Below are 19,633 nucleotides of genomic sequence, written 5' to 3'. Positions count from 1 at the left end.
CCGCTGAGTGCCGCTGATGCTCGCCAAACGCATCATTCCCTGCCTGGACGTGAAGTCCGGGCGTGTGGTCAAGGGCGTCAATTTCGTCGAGCTACGCGACGCCGGTGATCCGGTCGAGATCGCCCGCCGTTACGACGAGCAGGGCGCTGACGAGATCACCTTCCTCGACATCACCGCGAGTTCGGACGACCGCGACATCATCCTGCATGTGGTCGAGCAGGTCGCCGAGCAGGTCTTCATTCCGCTCACCGTCGGTGGCGGCGTGCGTGTGGTCGAGGATGTGCGCCGCCTGCTCAATGCCGGCGCCGACAAGGTCAGCATGAACACCGCGGCGGTCAACAACCCGCAACTGGTGAATGACGCCTCGAGCAAGGTCGGCAGCCAGTGCATCGTGGTGGCGATCGACGCCAAGCAGACCGCACCCGGCAAGTGGGAGGTGTTCACCCACGGCGGGCGCAACAACACCGGCCTGGACGCCATCGAGTGGGCGCGCAAGGTCGAGTCGCTGGGCGCGGGCGAGATCCTGCTCACCAGCATGGACCGCGATGGCACCAAGAGCGGCTTCGATCTCGCGCTCACGCGCGCGGTTTCCGATGCGGTCCGCATCCCGGTGATCGCCAGCGGCGGTGTCGGTACTCTGGAGCACCTCGCCGAGGGCGTCTCGGAAGGCCGTGCAGACGCGGTGCTGGCGGCGAGCATCTTTCATTTCGGACAGCACACCGTGCGCGAGGCCAAGGAGTTGATGCGCGCGCGAGGGATCGAGGTACGGCTGTGAGCGAGAACACGCGCTGGTTGAACGAGGTCAAGTGGGATGAGCATGGCCTGGTGCCGGTGATCGCGCAGGAGGCTTCCACCGGCGACGTGCTGATGTTCGCCTGGATGAACCGCGAGGCCCTGCAGCGCACCGCCGAGACCGGCGAAGCCATCTACTGGTCACGTTCGCGCCGTAAGCTGTGGCACAAGGGTGAAGAGTCCGGTCATGTGCAGAAGGTGCTCGATATCCGCATCGACTGTGACAACGACGTGGTGTTGCTGAAGATCGAGCAGGTTGGCGGCATCGCTTGCCACACCGGGCGCCATAGCTGTTTCTTCCAGAAGTATTTCGATGACGGTCACTGGCAGGCCGTCGAACCGGTTTTGAAAGACCCGCAGGAGATCTACAAATGATCGATATCGAAGTGCTGCATCGCGTGGCCGAAACCCTGGCTGCGCGCAAGAAGGCCGATCCGGATTCCTCCTACGTCTCCAGCCTTTACCAGAAGGGCACCGACACGATCTGCAAGAAGGTCGCGGAGGAAGCCGCCGAGACCATCATGGCCGCCAAGGACAAGGACATGTTGCACCTGGTGTGGGAGGTCACCGACCTCTGGTTCCACTCCATGGTGCTGCTCGCCCATCACGGCCTTTCGGTGGACGACGTACTCGCCGAGTTCCGTCGCCGCGAGGGCGTGTCGGGTATCGATGAGAAGAAGTCGCGTACCGCGCAGGGGGCGGGTGCATGAGCGACTGTATCTTTTGTCGCATCGTGCGCGGCGAGATTCCGTCGAAGAAGGTCTATGAGGACGAGCACGTCTACGCCTTCCACGACATCAATCCGGTCGCGCCGGTACATGTGCTGGTCGTGCCGAAAGTGCACGTCGACTCGATGGCGCACCTGTCCGAGGAACACGAGGCGGCAATGGGGCGTCTGATGGTTGCAGCCGGGCGCATCGCGCGCGAGCAGGGCTGCACCGAGGGCTTCCGCACCATCGTCAATACCGGAAGAGTCGGTTTGCAGGAGGTGTATCATCTGCACCTCCACATTCTGGGCGGGCCGAATCCCCTGCCGCCCATGTTGAAGCGTTAAGGAGAGCGGTATGGGTTCTTTCAGCATCTGGCACTGGCTCATCGTGCTGGTCATTGTCCTGCTGGTGTTCGGTACCAAGAAGCTGCGCAACATCGGCTCCGATCTCGGTGGGGCGGTGAAGGGCTTCAAGGAAGGCATGAAGGAGGGCGATGCGAATGCCTCCGGCACGCAGCAGAAGATTGCCGAGGACCAGACCATCGAGGGCGAGGCGCGCGAAAAGGTAGACCAGAACCGGTCCTGAGCGACGCGTCTCGCAATCCGAGGGGCGCCCTGAACGGAGCGCCCCTTCGTTTTCCTGCGGACCCGCTCGGGTCCGTGTCTCGAGCGAGCACACATGTTCGACTTCGGCTTTTCGGAACTCATGGTGATCGGCGTCGTGATGCTGATCGTGGTCGGGCCCGAGCGCCTGCCCAAGGTCGCGCGCACGGCGGGGCATCTGCTCGGGCGCGTGCAGCGCTACGTAACGGACGTGAAATCCGACATCCAGCGTGAGATGCAGCTCGAAGAGCTCAAGAAGCTTCAGGAGCAGGTCAAGCAGCAGGCGCAAGAGCTCGAGTCCACCGTGCGTCAGGGTGTGGCGAGCGTCGAGTCCGAAGTGGGGCAGGCCGCGGAAGAGGTGCGCTCGATCCTGCCCAACGGCGCGCGCGCCAGCGAGACTGCGCCGGTCAAGGGCGAGGGCGGCAGTGCGGAAGCGGCCGCAGACCCCGGACCGGTCCGGGGCGGTGCGCTGCTTGCGAGCGGTACGGAACACCGGCCACAGCTCGAGCTCGGTCTTGACGGGGCCGCCCCGGCTTCGGCTCCCACCCCGGACAAGGGCAAGGCATGAGCACACAACAGGAAACCTTCATCTCGCACCTCGTTGAACTGCGAGACCGGCTGATCCGCGCGCTGCTTGCGGTTGTCATCGTCTTCGTGGTGCTGATGCCCTGGGCGGGAGACATTTACGACATCCTCGCCAAGCCGATGATGGACACCTTGCCCGCGGGCACTAACATGATCGCCACCGGGGTGGTCACGCCCTTTTTCGTGCCGGTGAAGGTAACCATGATGGTCGCCTTCGTGTTTGCGCTGCCCTGGGTGCTCTATCAGGCTTGGGCCTTCATCGCGCCCGGGCTTTATGCACATGAGAAGCGCATGGCGCTGCCCCTGGTACTCGGCAGTACCCTGCTGTTCCTGATCGGCATGGCGTTCTGCTACTTCTTCGTGTTCGGCATGGTATTCAGCTTCATCGCCGAGTTCGCCCCCAAGAGCATCGTGCCTGCGCCGGACATCGAGCAGTACTTGTCCTTCGTGATGTCGATGTTCATCGCCTTCGGGATCACCTTCGAGGTTCCGGTGGCCGTGATCTTGATGGTCAAGGCTGGCATCGTCGATGTGGCCAAGCTCAAGGAGATGCGCCCCTACGTGATCGTGGGGGCGTTCGTGATCGCCGCGATCGTCACCCCGCCCGACGTGGTCTCGCAGTTCATGCTCGCCGTGCCGATGTGTCTGCTCTATGAGTTGGGCATCGTGCTCGCACGCATGATTACGAAACCCTCGCCGCAGAAAGAGGCTGCTGCCGGTTATGAGCCGCCCTCGATCGAAGACATGGATCGCGAGCTCGATCGTATCGAGGCCGAAGAGGGCAAGGGCGGGAAGTCCTGACAACTCTCCGGGCCGCGCGCCGGAATGCGCTCGGTTCTGACCTAGCGCCGTGTGCTGGCGGGTGTTGGCCGGCGTCCGACTTCGACCGTGAGCTCGAGTTGCTCGCCGTTCCTTTTCACCGTGAAGCCGGACTTTCTGCCGGGAGGGAGGGCGGCGACCATGTCCAGCATCGCCCTCGGGTCGCGAACGCTGCGCCCGTCGACCGCGATCAGGATGTCTCCCGGGCGGACGCCGCCGCGATCCGCGGGGCTGCCGCGCAGCACGCCCGCGATCAGCGCGCCGTTGGCGTCCGGGTGGCCGAACGAGGCCGCCAGTTCGGCGGTCAGGTCCTGTATCTCCACGCCGACCCAGCCGCGCACCACCTCGCCGCTGGCGACGATCTGCTGCAGCACGTCGCGCACGATCGATACCGGGATCGCGAAACCAATGCCAAGCGAACCGCCAGAGCGAGAGTAGATCGCGGTGTTGATGCCTACCAGATCGCCGCGGCTGTCGACGAGGGCGCCACCCGAGTTGCCGGGGTTGATGGCGGCGTCGGTCTGGATGTAGTTCTCGAAGGTGTTGATGCCGAGCTGGCTGCGCCCAAGCGCAGACACGATGCCCATGGTCACGGTCTGGCCCACCCCGAAAGGGTTGCCGATGGCGAGCACGACGTCGCCCACCGTCAGGCTGTCGGTACCGGAGAAAGTGATCACCGGCAGCGGTTCATCCGTCTCGATGCGAAGGATGGCCAGGTCGGTTTCCGGGTCGCGGCCGATCAGGCGGGCGGAGAACTTGCGTCCGTCGTTCAGTGCAACCTCGATCGCATCGGCGGTTTCGATGACGTGGTTGTTGGTGAGGACATAGCCCTCAGGGCTGACGATGACGCCCGAGCCCAGGCCGGCTTCGCGCTGGCCTCGCTCCTGTTGTGGGCGGTCGCCAAAGAAATGACGGAACAGCGGATCGTCGAACAGCGGGTGGCGCTGGCCACGGCCGGCGCTGGTGGTGAAGATGTGCACCACCGCCGGCATCGAGCGTTGCGCGGCGTCGGCGTAGGAGCTTGTCGCCTGGGCGCGCGCTTCGCCGTTGTCCGGCGCTTCGAGAATCGCGACAACCGATGCCGGGGTGGCTGTGCGCAGCCACTCCGGCTTAAGCGTGTTGAGCACGAACAGCACGGCCACGCTGACGGTGACGGCCTGCGCGAAGATGAGCCACAAGCGGCGCATAATGTGGGCCTGATGGTGTCGGGTGGGGCGCAGAGGAAGCGCAAGCCCGTCCATGGAATGGAGAGGATCGAATGCAACTTGCCGAGCTTGGGGCGCAACTGGACGCGCTCCTGGATACCCCGCGGCTCAAGGATTATTGCCCAAACGGTCTGCAAGTGGAAGGTCGTGCCGAGGTTGCACGTGTGCTGTGTGGTGTCACCGCCAGCCAGGCCTTGATCGACCACGCCGTTGGCGGCGACTACGATGCGGTGTTCGTCCACCACGGCCTGTTCTGGCGTGGCGACGATGGACGGGTGACCGGCTACCGGCGTCGTCGCCTGCGTGCCCTGCTTGCCAACGACATCAGCCTGTTCGCTTACCATCTGCCGCTCGACATGCACCCGGAACTCGGCAACAACGCGCAGCTCGGGGCGCTGATGGGCTGGCAGGTCGAAGGTCGCTTCGCCGATCAGGACCTGGGCTGGATCGGTCGTCCCGCCCGGGCGGACATGACGGCAGGCGACCTTGCTGTCACGATCGGCGCGAGCCTGCGGCGCGATCCGATGCTGGTGGGCGACGCCGGGCGTGTGGTGCGAAGGGTGGCCTGGTGCACCGGTGCCGCGCAGGGGTATTTCGAGCAGGCGATCCTCGCCGGCGCGGATCTGTATGTGTCAGGCGAGATCTCGGAACAGACGGTGCACCTCGCGCGCGAGTCCGGAGTGCCTTACCTTGCTGCGGGTCACCACGCGACCGAACGCTACGGCGCTCGCGCCGTGGCAGAGCATCTCGCGCGGCAATTCGGATTGCAGGCCGACTTTGTCGATCTCGACAACCCGGTGTAGCCCCTAGCGCTGCAAGGTGGAGGCCGGCGGAGCGACCTGCTCCATCACGGACTTGTACGGTCCGAGCTGGTCGTCGAGGATTGCCGCCAGGGTAAGGATTTCGTCCACCACGGGGAACGGGAAGCCTGCGCGGGTGCCGTCCCGGTTGTCGCGCAACAGGTGCTGCAAGTAGCGTTGGCAAACGGTGGTGCCCCAACTGTGCTGCAGGTTCTCGGAAACGTGCGAGAGGTCTTCGAGGCTTGCCGAAATGTTGCGCAGGGTGTCGTAATTGTCCCAAGTGACGGTGTTGACGTTGAAGGTCTTGTTGAGCTCGCGTGCGACGGCATCGAATTCCTCGCGCAGGCCGCCCGCGCGATAGGCCTCCAGCAGCTTCAACCACGGCGTGACGGCTTCGCGCGGGTTGCTGCGGATGAACTCGGCGAGCGTGTCCGCAGCGCCGCGCACGCGGCCGAAACTCATCATGATCTCGGCGAGCTCGACCGCGGACTTGTGCTCCTCCATGGATTCGGTGTCGACCACTTCCGGCGGCGGCGCAAGGGAGAAGGCCTCGGCCCGGGCTTCTGCCGGCGTGGGGGGGCGGGTGACTGTGGACGTGGAAACCGTGGTTGGGCTTGCGAACAGGGTATCCTCCGCACGCGCGACGCCACGTCGCACGTTCTCGCGTGCGTCCTCATCCGTCGGCCGTTTCGCTACGGGGGGCGGTTCGTTGCGCCGGCCGCGCAGCCACAGCGCCAGCAGCAGGGCGACAGCCCCCAAGCCGGCGAACAGGTAAACGTCGTTCTGTATCGTATCGGTCGCAGTCGGCGCTTGCGCTGCGGGCGCTGCAGCGACGGGCGCGCTTGCTGCAGGGATGGACGGAATGGCAGGCGCTGCTGCCGGCGCGCTCGCGACTGCCGCTCGCAGCCGAGCCTCCAGTCGGGCCTGGATCTCTTCCAATTCCTTGATGCGCGCGAGTAGTTCCATCTCGGCAATGATGCTGCGGTCGATGGCGGCCGCGAGTTCGCGCTCGCGGGTCAGCAGATCGGCCGAGGGCTCTGCGGGCGTGCGTTCGCCCCGTGTGTTCGCACCGACCGGGGGCTCCGCCTTGTCGACGACGAGGCGATCGCTGGACGATTCTCCTCCTGCGGGACGGCCTTTGGATGCAGTGCGCGCGGGAGGCTCACCTTTGGCGGGGGCGGTTGCTGGTTTCTTCGGCGTCGTGGCCGGAGGCGCTCCCGCGCCTGGGCGCGATGCAGGACGGGGGCGCGCTTGCGGCCTGGGCTGCGGAGCTGCGGTATCGGCCGCCGAGGTGAAAGGGAGCAGGAGGGTGAACTCCTTGTGCAGGCGCGATTCGCAGATGTTTTCGACCGCGATGCGGACGATGGGGTCGTGTACGCGGGCGCTGCTACGGATCACAAGTCGGGCCTGTGTGCCACGCCCCTCAATAGTGATCTGCCCGCTGCCGATGGCAGGAATCCCGTCTTCTTCGGCCCGAACGCTGGCCACCCGGAAGCAACCGACTTCAGTGCCGGCGCCGATGAGTGCAATCTCTGCGCGGAAGGCCTCTCCCAGCGCCGAGGTTCCCTGGATTTCGCCCAGCGAAGCCGCGTGCACCGCCGGCGTCTGCGTCAGCAGGGCGGCTGCAATGGCAAGGGAAAGCGGTATGAGTTTGGTGTTCATCGTCCGCGCGTCCGGCGCTGGGTTGTTCGAGTGGGACTTTTTTTATCAGGCCTGCAAGGTCCGCTCCAGGAACTCTGTCGCATGATCGTGCATGAAATTGTACTCGCTTCGACGGTGTGCGCACCGCATCACGCCTTGTTTGCGACGCTTTCGGGCGCTTGGTTGGTCGTGCTGCTCCATGACGGCGGCGAGAGGGGTGGGCCCGGAATTGTGCTCCCGTCCAGCCTGTATCGCGCAATTGCAGTGCACCAGTGCGCCGTCCAAAGCGGGTTATAATTATGGAGTCTTGCACCGGGGCATTTGTGCGCCCGGCTTGCGGGTCGGGTCGGGGGGGTCCCGATTCAATACGACGGGCGGCGGCCGAGGGAGACGACGCCCGTGGCGGAGCGCGTGCTCCGAGTCGTGCCATCAACCTGTTCGTGACGGTCAGTGCCGTCACGGCTTCGATCGAAGGGCAACCATGAAGATTCATGAGTATCAGGCAAAAGAACTGTTGAGAAAATACGGCGTCGTTACGCCGCGCGGCTTCCACTGCGTGTCGGTCGACGGAGCGGTCAAGGCGGCCGAGGAACTCGGCGGCAAGATCTGGGTGGTCAAGGCCCAGATCCACGCGGGTGGCCGCGGCAAGGGCGGCGGCGTAAAGCTCGCCCGTTCGCTCGACGAAGTGCGCCAGCACGCCAATGACATCCTCGGCATGCAGCTCGTGACCCACCAGACCGGCCCCGAGGGCCAGAAGGTGCGCAACCTGCTGATCGAGGAAGGCGCCGACATCAAGCACGAATACTACGTCGCCGCGCTGACCGACCGTGCCACGCAGAAGGTTGCGATGATGGCCTCCTCGGAAGGCGGCATGGACATCGAGGAAGTCGCCCACAGTACCCCCGAGAAGATCCTCAAGGAGTTCGTCGATCCGCTCGTCGGTCTGACCGACGCTCAGGCCGAGAACCTGGCCCGCGGCATCGGGGTGCCCGACGCTTCCGTGGCCAAGGCGGTCGACACGCTCAAGCGCCTTTACACCTGCTACATGGAAACCGATGCCTCGCTCGCGGAAATCAACCCGCTGATCCTCGAGGGCAACGGCAACATCAAGGCGCTCGACGCGAAGTTCAACTTCGACTCCAACGCCCTCTACCGTCACCCGGAAATCGTCGATTTCCGTGACTTCGACGAAGAGGACGCTGACGAGCTCGAAGCATCCAAATTCGACCTTGCCTACATCAGCCTCGACGGCAACATCGGTTGCCTGGTGAATGGCGCCGGTCTGGCCATGGCTACCATGGATACGATCAAGCTGTTCGGCGCCGAGCCGGCCAACTTCCTCGACGTCGGCGGCGGCGCGACCACCGAGAAGGTCACCGAAGCCTTCAAGATCATGCTCAAGAACCCCAAGGTCAAGGGCATTCTGGTCAACATCTTCGGCGGCATCATGCGGTGCGACACCATCGCCACCGGCGTGGTCGCTGCAGCCAAGGAAGTTCACCTCTCCGTCCCGCTCGTGGTGCGCATGAAGGGCACCAACGAAGACCTCGGCAAGAAGATCCTCGCCGAGTCGGGTTTGCCGATCATCACCGCCGACACCATGGCGGATGCCGCGACCAAGATCGTCGCTGCGGTCAAGTAAGGAGAGCTTCGAATGTCCATCCTGATCAACAAAGACACCAAGGTCATCACCCAGGGCATCACCGGCAAGACCGGTCAGTTCCACACCGAGAAGTGCCAGGAATACGCCAACGGCAAGAACTGCTTCGTCGCCGGCGTGAACCCGAAGAAGGCGGGCGAGAAGATCTTCGACATCCCCATCTACGCCTCGGTCAAGGAAGCCGCTGCCGAGACCGGCGCCACCGTGTCGGTCATCTACGTGCCGCCCGCGGGTGCTGCCGATGCCATCTGGGAAGCCTGCGAGGCCGACCTCGACCTGGCGATCTGCATCACCGAAGGCATCCCGGTCCGTGACATGCTGATGGTGCGCAACAAGATGAAGCAGAAGGTTGCCGCTGGCGGCAAGGAAACCCTGCTGCTCGGCCCCAACTGCCCCGGCCTGATCACGCCCGACGAGATCAAGATCGGCATCATGCCCGGCCACATCCACCGCAAGGGCCGCATCGGCGTCGTGTCGCGCTCCGGCACGCTGACCTATGAAGCCGTGGCTCAGCTCACCGAGATCGGTCTCGGCCAGTCCTCGGCGGTCGGTATCGGCGGCGACCCGATCAACGGCCTCAAGCACATCGACGTGATGCGCATGTTCAACGACGATCCGGACACCGACGCGGTGATCATGATCGGCGAGATCGGCGGTCCGGACGAAGCCGAAGCCGCGATGTGGTGCAAGGCCAACATGAAGAAGCCGATCGTCGGCTTCATCGCCGGCGTTACCGCCCCGGCCGGCAAGCGCATGGGCCACGCTGGCGCGCTGATCTCCGGCGGTGCCGACACCGCCGACGCCAAGCTCGCCATCATGGAAGAGTGCGGCTTCAAGGTCACGCGTGACCCCTCCGAAATGGGCAAGCTGCTCAAGGCGATGCTCTGATCGTTCTTGCATGACGCAGACAAGAGGCGCCGGCGAGTCCGGCGCCTTTTTTGTTAACGCGTTGCGGTCGCGCTGTAGAATGCGCTCGTGCGTTGTTTCCGCTGCGACTTGCGGTGCGCGCAGGGACTGCAACAGGAACTCTTCGACGGGTAGGGTCATGCCGAAACTGGTTCTCAGCATGGACGGTCTGGTGCTCAAGGAGCTGCCGATCGTCAAGGAGCGCACCACCATCGGGCGCAAGCCGGACAACGACATCCAGATCGACAACCTGGCGATCAGCGGGCACCACGCGGTGATCACCTGCATCACCAACGATGCCTTTCTCGAAGACCAGAACAGTACCAACGGCACCTATCTGAACGGCCAGCAGGTCAAGAAGAATGTCCTGCGCAACAACGACGTGATCGAGCTGGGCAAGTACCGCATCAAGTACATCGTCGACGACGCCAAGCCCGGACTGGCGGCATCCGAGATGATCGACTCGGTTGCCCTCAAGCCGTTCCAGATGCCCGGTACCATGGTCGATGCCGAGGTTGCAACCGATGTCGGGCTGTCCGGTACCCAGGCTGCACCGGCGGCGGGCGCTGTCACTGGCGTGATCCAGGTCCTCAGCGGCGGCAATGCAGGGCGTGAACTGGAACTCACCAAGTCGCTGACGACGCTCGGGAAGCCCGGGCGTCAGGTTGCGGTCATCACGCGGCGACCGCACGGCTTCTTCATCACCCATGTCGAAGGCGCGAGCTTTCCGCTCGTCAACGGCAAGGCAATCGATGCCCAGGCGCGCCCGTTGCGCGACCACGACATCATCGAGCTGGCTGGCGTGAAGATGGAGTTCTTCCTGCGCGCCTGAGCGCGCGACGAGCCGTGATTTTGTGCCGCGGCAGCCGGAGCCCGAAGTGTTAACTTTGATCGCATCATGAGGATTCTGCGCTGACCTCAGGTCGGGCGCGCGATGGGTGGTCGGAGAGATGAGGCTCGAGGTTCTGGGGTGCAGTGGTGGAATCGGTGGCTCGCAGTCGCGCACCACCTCCTTCCTTGTTGACGACGACATCCTGATCGACTGCGGCACGGGTGTGGGTGACCTGCCGCTGGAGGTGCTTCGCCGCATCGATCACGTTTTCCTCACCCATGTCCACCTCGATCACATAGCAGCCCTGCCTCTGCTGGTGGATACGGTGGGCGAGCTGAGGGCCTCGCCGCTCGTGGTGCATGCGCTCGGCGAGTCCATCGCAGCCCTGCAGGCGCACATCTTCAACTGGCAGATCTGGCCGGATTTCACCGCGATTCCCGACCGTGAGCGGCCCTTCATGCGCTTCAGCCCCCTGCAGGTGGGGGACTCCGTCGAGCTCGATGGAAGGTGCATTACCGCGCTGCCTGCGCGGCACACCATCCCCTCGGTGGCGTATGGGCTTGACAGCGGGCATGGGCAACTGGTCTTCTCTGGCGACACTGCGTACTGTGAAGAACTGATCGATGCGATCAATGCCTGCCCGCAACTGCGCCACCTCATCCTCGAGACCGCCTTCGCCGAAGACCAGCAAGCGCTGGCGAGCGCGTCCCGGCATCTGTGCCCGAGCTCCGCACATGCCATGCTCGACCGCATCGGAGGAGCGCCCCGGGTGCACGTCAGTCACCTCAAGCCAGGCGCGAGCCTGCGCATCATGGAAGAACTGCACGAGGGAGGGCGGATCCTGCGTCGGCTCGGCCAGGGCGACGTGCTCGAATTCTGAGCGAGCGGGTGCGGGGGCGCCGCAGCGACGGGCAGGTAGCGCCTGCCTGATCCAGAACGAAGAGCAAGCGAGGAGAGAATGACCGAGAATGCGCCCCCCGTCAGCGCCGTGACGCGCCGCCTGGCCTTTTTCAAGGGATTGCAGACGCTCACGAACCGGATCCACGCGAGCCGGAATGTCGACGAGCTCCTCCTTGAGCTTGCGCCCGAGTTCTGTGCCCTGTTCGAGGCCGAGCGCTTCAGCATCTACACTGTGGACGAGAGCGGGCACTCCATCATCACCCGGGTGAAGACCGGGCTGAGCGGCGTGCAGAGCATTCGCCTGCCGATCGCCGAGAACAGCATCGCAGGCTTCGTCGCGCTCAGTGGGCAACTCGTTAACATCCGGGACGCCTACGACGACTCCGAACTGCAGCAGATCTCGCCTGGGCTCAAGCTCAGGCGCGAGGTCGATGCCAGTACCGGCTTCCACTCCCGCCAGATGCTCGTCGCCCCGATCCGCGATCCGGAGAGCGGCAAGCTACTTGGTGTGTTGCAGCTGATCAACACGCTGAGCGGGGCGCCTTTTTCCCAGATTGCGGAGGAGGGCGTGCAGGGGCTTGCGCAGACGCTGGCCGTCGCTTTTCTGCGCCATGCGAGCCAGCCCGCAAGGCTGCGCTCCCGCTTTGACGCCTTGGTCATGGACGGGCGGATCACGGCCGAGGAGTTCGCCGATGCCACGCGCGATGCACGCGAGAATGGCAACGGCACCGAATCCGTTCTGATCGACCAGTTCGGCCTGGGGACTGCAGAGCTGGGCGAAGCGGCGGCACGCTTCTTCGGCGTGCCGTACCAGCCCTTCGTGGCCAACCACGTCAAACCGCTGGACCTGCTGCGCAACATCAAGCGCGAGTATGTCGAGCAGAGCCTCTGGCTACCCTATGAGGAAACCACCGAAGGCGTGGTGATCCTGTGCATCGATCCCGAGCAGGTGAGGAGTTCGGGTGTCGCGCAGAACGTGTTTCTGAAGAAGCGCCTCAGCTACCGCGTCACGACCGAGCGTGATTTCGAGCAGACCATCGAACAGTTCTTCGGCGTCGACCTGGGCGATGCCTCGGTCAACGACCTGCTCTCCGGGCTCGACGAGCACGAGGAGGAAAGCGTTGCGCGTAAGGACGATGTCACCGCTGCAGCGGACAACGAACTGGTCAAGCTGGTCAACAAGGTCATCATCGACGCCTACAAGCAGGGTGCCTCCGACATCCACATCGAGCCGCGCCCCGGGCGGGAGAAGACCCTGATCCGGTTCCGCAAGGACGGCTCCCTCGTACCTTACATCGAGGTGCCGGCGAGCTACCGCAATCCGCTCGTGACCCGCATCAAGATCATGTGTGATCTCGACATCGCCGAGCGCCGCAAGCCGCAGGACGGCAAGATCCGCTTCCGCAAGTTCGCGCCCATCGATCTCGAGCTGCGCGTGGCCACCCTGCCCACCCAAGGGGGTATGGAGGATGTGGTCATGCGCCTGCTCGCGAGCAGCGAGCCGATCCAGATCGACAAGCTCGGGCTGCTGCCCTTCAATCTCGAACGGCTCAAGGGGGCGATCGCCAAGCCCTACGGCATCTTCTTCGTGTGCGGTCCCACCGGCTCGGGCAAGACCACCACGCTGCACTCCATCCTCAACTACATCAACACGCCCGACACCAAGATCTGGACGGTCGAGGACCCCGTGGAGATCACCCAGAAGGGTTTGCGCCAGGTTCAGGTCAACCGCAAGGCCGGCATCGACTTTGCCACCATGATGCGTGCCTTCCTGCGTGCCGATCCGGACGTGATCATGGTGGGCGAGATGCGTGACCACGAGACCGTTACCGTGGGTATCGAGGCCTCGCTCACCGGCCACCTTGTGTTCTCGACCCTGCACACGAACAGCGCGCCCGAGTCGGTGGTTCGCCTGCTCGACATGGGTATGGACCCGTTCAACTTCGCCGACGCCCTGCTCGGCGTACTCGCCCAGCGCCTCGCCAAGCGCCTGTGTCTGAAGTGCCGGGCGGCCTATCACCCGGACGAGGACGAGATGCATCGCATGCTGGAGGAGTACTGCGAGGACATGCACCTCGTAGACGAGTTCCGGGCCGACCCGGAAGGCGCGCGGGGAAGGGTGCTTGCGCGCTGGAAGGAGGCATTCGCCGACAAGGCGGGGCGCTTCACGCTCTATGCCCCGGTGGGGTGCGAGCATTGCAACCACGGCTACAAGGGGCGGGTGGGCCTGCATGAGCTCATGCAGGGTTCGGAAGCGATCAAGCGTCTGATCCAGGAGCGTGGCCGCGTAGACCAGGTACTTGGCCAGGCGCTGCACGAGGGCATGCGCACCCTGCGCCAGGACGGCATGGAGAAGGTGTTGGCGGGCATCACCGACATGAAACAGGTGCGCAAGGTCTGCGTGCGCTGAGCGCACAGTTGCTGCGTTTGTGGCTGCTGGCGGCCACAAGCGCGTGTCTGCTGCGGTTAGAATCCGGACTGACCCCCTGCCTCCGGAGACCGCCATGTACCGCATCGCCCCCAGCCTGCTGTCCGCCGACTTCGCCCGCCTCGGCGAGGAAGTGCGCAACGTGATCGCCTCCGGCGCCGACTGGATCCACTTCGACGTGATGGACAACCATTACGTCCCCAACCTCACCATCGGCCCGCTGGTGTGCGAGGCGATCCGTCCCCACACCACCGCGCCGATCGATGTGCACCTGATGGTGAAGCCGGTTGACCGCATCATTCCCGATTTCGCCAAGGCCGGTGCCAGCATCATCACCTTCCACCCCGAGGCCTCCGAGCACATCGACCGCTCGCTCGGCCTGATCCGCGACTCGGGCTGCCAGGCCGGGCTGGTGTTCAATCCCGCCACGCCGCTGGCCTGGATGGACCACGTCATGGACAAGATCGACGTGGTGCTGCTGATGAGCGTCAACCCCGGTTTTGGCGGCCAGAAGTTCATTCCCGAGACCCTGGTCAAGCTGCAAGCGGCGCGAGCGAGGCTCGATGCCTACGAGGCACGTACCGGGCGCCGCATCCTGCTCGAGATCGACGGCGGGGTGAAGACCGAGAACATCGCCGACATCGCGCGTGCGGGCGCCGACACCTTCGTCGCCGGCTCCGCGGTATTCGGCGCGGGCAAGGAGGGCGACCCCCACCGCTACGACTCGATCATCGGTGCCTTGCGCAGCGAGCTTGCCCGGGTGGCTGCATGAGCGCACGCTTTGCCCCGCAGGCCGTGCTGTTCGACCTCGATGGCACCCTGCTCGACACTATCGCCGATCTCACCGATGCCGCCAACCGGATGCTGGTTGAGCTCGGTCGCCCGGTCCGTAGTCAGGACGAAATCCACAGCTTCGTCGGCAAGGGTATTCCCAACCTCGTGCATCGCTGCATGACGGAGGGCAGTCATGCGCGCGAGGAGGAGATCGCGACTGCAGTGACGGTGTTCCGCCGCCATTACGCCCTCGTCAATGGTGCTCGCACCCGTATCTACCCGGGCGTCGTCGAGTTGCTGGGCGCCTTGCGCACACGAGGCCTGCCGCTGGCGGTGGTGACCAACAAGGCGGAGGCTTTCACGCTGCCGCTGCTCGCACGCATGGAGATCGCGCATTTCTTCGATACCGTGGTGAGCGGTGACACGCTTGCGGTGAAGAAGCCCGATCCGGCTGTACTGCATCTGGCCTGCGAGCGGATGCGGGTGGAGGCACCGCGCGCACTGATGATCGGCGACTCGGCCAATGACGCATTCGCCGCCCGCAGCGCGGGCATGCCGGTGCTGCTGGTGCGCTACGGATACAGCGAGGGCATGCCGGTGGACACCATAGAATGCGATGGGCTACTATCGAACGCACTCGAAGTGTTGGATCATATCGCCTGTGCATAGCGAACCAACGCTCTGCAGTCGTCGGCCGGACTCTCGCGCGGATCTTTCGCGCGGTTTTCCAACGCAGTTCTCTCGCGCAATCGTTCATATCCACTCAAGATCGACATCGTGATGCTCGCAACCCGGGATCGCTTCATCGCCGCCTCGCCCTCCGTCCAGCCGGTCTGGAACGGTGGCTGGCGTTGGCCTCTGGGCCACTGAACGCGACCTCCCACCGCGGGGTCTGCGGCGCATCCGCCGCATCCCTGCCCCGCCTGCTGCAAGCCCTTCCGATTCAAACGATCCACGTGGAGCCCCCATGCTCGAACACGAGTTCAACGCCCTCGCCGCCGAGGGCTACAACCGCATTCCGCTCACCCTCGAGACCTTCGCCGATCTCGATACCCCGCTCTCCATCTACCTGAAGCTCGCCAACGAGCCCTACACCTACCTGCTCGAGTCGGTGCAGGGAGGGGAGCGTTTCGGCCGTTACTCCTTCATCGGGCTCTCGTCGCCCACGCGCATCGAGGTCTATGGCCGCTCGGCGCTGCTGCTCACCGGCAACCGCCTGGTCGAGCGCCGCGACTACGGCGATCCGCTCAACTTCGTCGCCGAGTTCATGAACCGCATCAAGGTGCCGCCACGCGAGCATTTGCCGCGCTTCGCCGGCGGGCTCGTGGGCTGCTTCGGCTACGACACGGTGCGCTACATCGAGCCCAAGCTGGCGAAGACCGAGAAGACCGATACGCTGGGCACTCCCGACATCCTGCTGCTGCTGTCCGAGGAGGTCGCCATCGTCGACAACCTCAGCGGCAAGCTCACGCTCGTCGTGTACGCAGAGCCGGAGGTGCCCGGTGCGTACAAGCGCGCCCAGAAGCGTCTGCGCGAGTTGCTCGCCCGGTTGCGGGCGCCGGTGCAGATTCCCGAGGAGATCCGAGCCGAGTCCGCGCCCGCGGTGTCGAGCTTCGGCGAAGAAGGCTTCAAGGACGCGGTGCGCCGCGCCAAGCAGTACATCGTCGACGGCGACGTGATGCAGGTCGTGTTGTCGCAGCGCATGAGCAAGCCCTACGCCGCCAGTCCGATGGCGCTGTACCGCGCCATCCGCTCGCTCAATCCTTCGCCCTACATGTTCTATTTCAACTTCGAGGACTTCCACGTCGTCGGCGCCTCGCCCGAGATCCTGACCCGGCTTGAGGACGACGTCGTCACCGTGCGCCCGATCGCCGGCACGCGCAAGCGCGGCGCCACGGTGGCCGAGGATCTCGCGCTGGAAAAGGAGTTGCTCGCCGACCAGAAGGAAATTGCCGAGCACGTGCAGTTGCTCGACCTTGGCCGCAACGACGCCGGGCGCGTATCCGAGATCGGCTCGGTCAAGGTCACCGAGCGCTTCACCATCGAGCGCTACTCGCACGTGATGCACATCGTCTCCAATGTCGAGGGCAAGCTCAAGGAGGGGCTCGATGCGCTCGCCGTGCTGCGCGCTACCTTCCCCGCCGGGACCGTGTCGGGCGCGCCGAAGGTGCGGGCGATGGAGATCATCGATGAACTGGAGCCGGTCAAGCGCGGCATCTATGCGGGTTCGGTTGGCTATCTCGGCTTTCATGGCGACATGGACATCGCGATCGCGATCCGTACCGCGGTCGTCAAGGACGGGCAGATCCACGTCCAGGCCGGCGCGGGCATCGTCGCCGACTCCGACCCCGAAGCCGAATGGCAGGAAACGCAGAGCAAGGCGCGTGCAATGCTGCGCGCCGCCGAGATGGCCGAAGGCGGGCTGGACACCCGGGCCTGAGTGCTCTGGCGCGCCCCGCGCCTGTGTAACCTGAATGCTTACGAAGCCGGCCCACTCCGCCGGCCTTCGCGAAGGGAAGACCATGCTGCTGATGATCGACAACTACGACAGCTTCACCTACAACCTCGTGCAGTATTTCGGCGAACTGGGCGCCAGGGTGAAGGTGTTCCGCAACGACGAGATCACCCTTGAACAGATCGAGCGCCTCGCGCCGGATCACCTCGTCATTTCGCCCGGGCCATGCTCGCCGGCCGAGGCCGGCATCTCGGTTCCGGCCATCAAGGCCTTCGCCGGCAAGCTCCCCATCCTTGGCGTGTGCCTTGGCCACCAGAGCATCGGTGCCGCCTTCGGCGGGCGCATCGTGCACGCGCAGAAGCTGATGCACGGCAAGACCTCACCCGTGCATCACAAGGATGCCGGCGTGTTCCGCGGTCTGCCCAATCCGCTGACCTGCACGCGCTATCACTCCCTTGCGATTGAACGCTCGACGCTGCCCGACTGTCTGGAAGTGACCGCCTGGACCGACGACGATGAGATCATGGGTGTGCGCCACAGGACACTCGACATCGAGGGTGTGCAGTTCCACCCCGAATCCATCCTCACCGAGTGCGGACACGCGCTGCTGAAGAACTTCCTCGACCGCGGCGCACGCCTGCCGGCCGCCGCCTGAGACCTCGCTGCGAGACCATCATGACCACGATTACTGCCCAGCAAGCCCTGCAACGCACGATCGAGCACCGCGAGATTTTCTACGACGAGATGCTGTCGCTGATGCGACAGATCATGGCCGGCGAGATCTCGCCGCTGATGACCGCGGCCATCCTCACCGGGCTGCGGGTCAAGAAGGAAACCATCGGCGAGATCACCGCCGCAGCCACCGTGATGCGCGAGCTGTCGACCAAGGTCGTCGTGCAGCCGCCGCACGATCACTTCCTGGACGTGGTCGGGACGGGGGGGGATGGCGCACACACCTTCAACATCTCCACGGCCACCATCTTCGTTGCTGCCGCGGCCGGTGCGCGTGTGGCCAAACACGGCGGGCGCAGCGTTTCGTCCAAATCGGGCGCGGCCGACGTGCTCGAGGCGCTCGGCGTCAACCTGGACCTCACGCCGCAGCAGATCGCCGAGTGCATCGAGGCGACCGGCATCGGCTTCATGTATGCCCCGGCGCATCACGCGGCGATGAAGAACGTCGCTCCGGTGCGGCGCGAGATGGGCGTGCGCACGATCTTCAACATCCTGGGCCCGCTAACCAATCCGGCCAGTGCCCCCAATACCTTGATGGGTGTGTTCCACCCCGACCTCGTCGGCATCCAGGCGCGCGTCATGCAGCGCCTTGGCGCCAACCACGTATTGGTGGTGCATGGCCTGGACGGCATGGACGAGGTCAGCCTCGGCGGTACCACGCTGGTCGGCGAGCTCAAGGACAACAAGGTCACCGAGTACGAGATTCACCCCGAGGATTTCGGCCTCGCCATGGCGGGCAGCCGCAACCTGCGCGTCGAGGACGCCGCAGAGTCGCGCGCGGTGCTGCTGGGCGTGCTCGACAACCAGACCGGGCCTGCACGCGAGATCGTCGTCTTCAACGCCGGCGTGGCGCTGTACACCGCCAACCTGGTGGATACCATCGGCGCCGGCATCCTGCGTGCTCGCGAGACCATCGAGAGCGGCGCCGCGCGGGCCAGGCTCGACGCGTTCGTGCGCTTCACCCAGCAGTTCCGGAGCGGCAAATGAGCGACATCCTGCAGAAGATCTGTGCCGTCAAGGAGCAGGAGGTCGCCGCCGCGCGCGCCGAGCTGCCCCAGCCCGCGCTGCGTGCGCAGGCGGAGGCGGCGGCGTCGGCGCGCGATTTCGTCGCCGCCATCCGCGCGAAGCATGCGGCCGGCCGCCCTGCGGTCATCGCCGAGATCAAGAAGGCCAGTCCGTCCAAGGGTGTCATCCGCGCCGACTTCCACCCCGCCGAGATCGCCGCCGCGTACGAGCGCGCTGGCGCCGCCTGCCTGTCGGTGCTTACCGACCGCCAGTTCTTCCAGGGTGACCCCGCCTACTTGCAGCAAGCCCGCGCTGCGTGCAGGCTGCCCGTGCTGCGCAAGGACTTCATGATCGATCCCTACCAGGTGTTCGAGGCCCGGGCGATGGGTGCCGACGCCATCCTGCTCATCGCGGCCTGCCTCGATCTCGCGCAGATGCGCGACATGGAGCAGCTCGCGATCGCGCTCGGCATGGCGGTGCTGGTCGAGGTGCATGATGGCGCCGAGCTCGACCAGGCCCTGCAGCTGCAGACGCCGCTGATCGGTATCAACAACCGCAACCTGCGCAGCTTCGAGGTCTCGCTGCAGGCCACGCTCGACCTGCTGCCGCGCATCGCCAGCGGCCCAGGCGGGCGCGTCGTGGTCACCGAGTCGGGCATCCTGCAGCCGCAGGACGTCGCGTTGATGCGCAGCCACGACGTGCATACATTCCTCGTCGGCGAAGCCTTCATGCGCGCGCCCGACCCGGGTCTGGAGTTGCAGGCCTTGTTCGGCGGCTGACGGACGCC

At 65.0% G+C, this 19,633-nt stretch carries 21 protein-coding genes; 19 read left to right on the top strand and 2 right to left on the bottom strand.

All coding sequences use genetic code 11. The features are described 5' to 3' along the window. The first annotated feature begins 13 nt into the window (after positions 1-13). From hisF to tatC, 7 genes are all read left to right on the top strand, one after another. Positions 14-775 carry an imidazole glycerol phosphate synthase subunit HisF gene (hisF, locus tag ACNKW1_RS13775; protein WP_418365237.1) on the top strand — a complete coding sequence of 254 codons (762 nt, stop codon included), beginning with the start codon at positions 14-16 and terminating at the stop codon, positions 773-775. After that, positions 772-1,167, top strand: coding sequence for a phosphoribosyl-AMP cyclohydrolase (gene hisI / locus ACNKW1_RS13770; protein ID WP_418365168.1), 396 nt, complete (start codon positions 772-774; stop codon positions 1,165-1,167). The genes hisF and hisI overlap by 4 nt, the downstream gene beginning before the upstream one ends. Further along, positions 1,164-1,502, top strand: a complete 339-nt coding sequence (locus tag ACNKW1_RS13765) for a phosphoribosyl-ATP diphosphatase (RefSeq protein WP_418365167.1) — start codon at positions 1,164-1,166, stop codon at positions 1,500-1,502. Before hisI ends, ACNKW1_RS13765 begins: the two co-directional genes overlap by 4 nt. Further along, positions 1,499-1,846: a histidine triad nucleotide-binding protein gene (locus tag ACNKW1_RS13760; RefSeq protein WP_418365166.1), complete on the top strand. Its 348-nt coding sequence runs from the start codon at positions 1,499-1,501 to the stop codon at positions 1,844-1,846. The genes ACNKW1_RS13765 and ACNKW1_RS13760 overlap by 4 nt, the downstream gene beginning before the upstream one ends. 10 nt (positions 1,847-1,856) lie before the next feature. Further along, complete coding sequence (gene tatA / locus ACNKW1_RS13755; RefSeq protein ID WP_418365165.1) at positions 1,857-2,087, top strand: Sec-independent protein translocase subunit TatA; 231 nt, start codon at positions 1,857-1,859, stop codon at positions 2,085-2,087. 93 nt (positions 2,088-2,180) lie between these two features. Then, positions 2,181-2,672, top strand: coding sequence for a Sec-independent protein translocase protein TatB (tatB, locus tag ACNKW1_RS13750; protein ID WP_418365164.1), 492 nt, complete (start codon positions 2,181-2,183; stop codon positions 2,670-2,672). Further along, entirely contained in the window at positions 2,669-3,490 is an 822-nt protein-coding gene (tatC, locus tag ACNKW1_RS13745) for a twin-arginine translocase subunit TatC (protein ID WP_418365163.1), read from the top strand. Before tatB ends, tatC begins: the two co-directional genes overlap by 4 nt. Before the next feature lie 41 nt (positions 3,491-3,531). On the opposite strand, the gene ACNKW1_RS13740 is transcribed toward tatC, so the two are convergent. Further along, positions 3,532-4,695, bottom strand: coding sequence for a Do family serine endopeptidase (locus tag ACNKW1_RS13740; RefSeq protein ID WP_418365162.1), 1,164 nt, complete (start codon positions 4,693-4,695; stop codon positions 3,532-3,534). A gap of 71 nt (positions 4,696-4,766) precedes the next feature. On the opposite strand from ACNKW1_RS13740, the gene ACNKW1_RS13735 reads away from it, so the two are divergent. Further along, positions 4,767-5,516: a Nif3-like dinuclear metal center hexameric protein gene (locus ACNKW1_RS13735; protein ID WP_418365161.1), complete on the top strand. Its 750-nt coding sequence runs from the start codon at positions 4,767-4,769 to the stop codon at positions 5,514-5,516. Between the two features lie 3 nt (positions 5,517-5,519). Here ACNKW1_RS13735 and ACNKW1_RS13730 read toward each other — a convergent pair whose 3' ends face one another. Further along, positions 5,520-7,175, bottom strand: coding sequence for a FimV family protein (locus ACNKW1_RS13730; protein ID WP_418365160.1), 1,656 nt, complete (start codon positions 7,173-7,175; stop codon positions 5,520-5,522). A 460-nt stretch (positions 7,176-7,635) separates the two neighbouring features. On the opposite strand from ACNKW1_RS13730, the gene sucC reads away from it, so the two are divergent. The 11 genes from sucC to trpC all read left to right on the top strand — a co-directional run bounded on the left by sucC (position 7,636) and on the right by trpC (position 19,625). Next, positions 7,636-8,796: an ADP-forming succinate--CoA ligase subunit beta gene (gene sucC, locus ACNKW1_RS13725; protein WP_418365159.1), complete on the top strand. Its 1,161-nt coding sequence runs from the start codon at positions 7,636-7,638 to the stop codon at positions 8,794-8,796. Between the two features lie 12 nt (positions 8,797-8,808). Beyond that, positions 8,809-9,702, top strand: a complete 894-nt coding sequence (sucD, locus tag ACNKW1_RS13720) for a succinate--CoA ligase subunit alpha (protein WP_418365158.1) — start codon at positions 8,809-8,811, stop codon at positions 9,700-9,702. Positions 9,703-9,859: 157 nt separating this feature from the next. Beyond that, positions 9,860-10,552 (top strand): FHA domain-containing protein, encoded by a 693-nt coding sequence (locus ACNKW1_RS13715; RefSeq protein ID WP_418365157.1) that lies wholly within the window; start codon positions 9,860-9,862, stop codon positions 10,550-10,552. Positions 10,553-10,670: 118 nt separating this feature from the next. Beyond that, on the top strand, positions 10,671-11,432 hold the full coding sequence (locus ACNKW1_RS13710; protein ID WP_418365156.1) for a 3',5'-cyclic-nucleotide phosphodiesterase: 762 nt from the start codon (positions 10,671-10,673) through the stop codon (positions 11,430-11,432). A 78-nt stretch (positions 11,433-11,510) separates the two neighbouring features. Then, positions 11,511-13,862 carry an ATPase, T2SS/T4P/T4SS family gene (locus ACNKW1_RS13705; RefSeq protein ID WP_418365155.1) on the top strand — a complete coding sequence of 784 codons (2,352 nt, stop codon included), beginning with the start codon at positions 11,511-11,513 and terminating at the stop codon, positions 13,860-13,862. A 94-nt stretch (positions 13,863-13,956) separates the two neighbouring features. Beyond that, a complete protein-coding gene (gene rpe / locus ACNKW1_RS13700; RefSeq protein WP_418365154.1) occupies positions 13,957-14,652 on the top strand; it encodes a ribulose-phosphate 3-epimerase in 696 nt (231 codons plus the stop codon). Beyond that, the gene (locus ACNKW1_RS13695) at positions 14,649-15,323 is read left to right on the top strand and encodes a phosphoglycolate phosphatase (RefSeq protein ID WP_418365153.1); all 675 of its coding nucleotides are present in this window, start codon (positions 14,649-14,651) and stop codon (positions 15,321-15,323) included. Before rpe ends, ACNKW1_RS13695 begins: the two co-directional genes overlap by 4 nt. A 298-nt stretch (positions 15,324-15,621) precedes the next feature. Then, entirely contained in the window at positions 15,622-17,094 is a 1,473-nt protein-coding gene (gene trpE, locus ACNKW1_RS13690; protein ID WP_418365152.1) for an anthranilate synthase component I, read from the top strand. An 82-nt stretch (positions 17,095-17,176) separates the two neighbouring features. Next, positions 17,177-17,764, top strand: a complete 588-nt coding sequence (locus ACNKW1_RS13685; RefSeq protein ID WP_418365236.1) for an aminodeoxychorismate/anthranilate synthase component II — start codon at positions 17,177-17,179, stop codon at positions 17,762-17,764. A gap of 20 nt (positions 17,765-17,784) precedes the next feature. After that, positions 17,785-18,828 (top strand): anthranilate phosphoribosyltransferase, encoded by a 1,044-nt coding sequence (gene trpD / locus ACNKW1_RS13680; RefSeq protein WP_418365151.1) that lies wholly within the window; start codon positions 17,785-17,787, stop codon positions 18,826-18,828. Continuing rightward, the gene (trpC, locus tag ACNKW1_RS13675; protein WP_418365150.1) at positions 18,825-19,625 is read left to right on the top strand and encodes an indole-3-glycerol phosphate synthase TrpC; all 801 of its coding nucleotides are present in this window, start codon (positions 18,825-18,827) and stop codon (positions 19,623-19,625) included. The genes trpD and trpC overlap by 4 nt, the downstream gene beginning before the upstream one ends. Positions 19,626-19,633 lie beyond the last annotated feature (8 nt).

The sequence above is a fragment of the Thauera sp. WH-2 genome (assembly GCF_048321015.1).
In the GTDB taxonomy this organism is placed as follows: domain Bacteria; phylum Pseudomonadota; class Gammaproteobacteria; order Burkholderiales; family Rhodocyclaceae; genus Thauera.
Note: the sequence above shows the minus strand (reverse complement) of the source record. Positions and strands in the feature narration are given on the sequence as shown.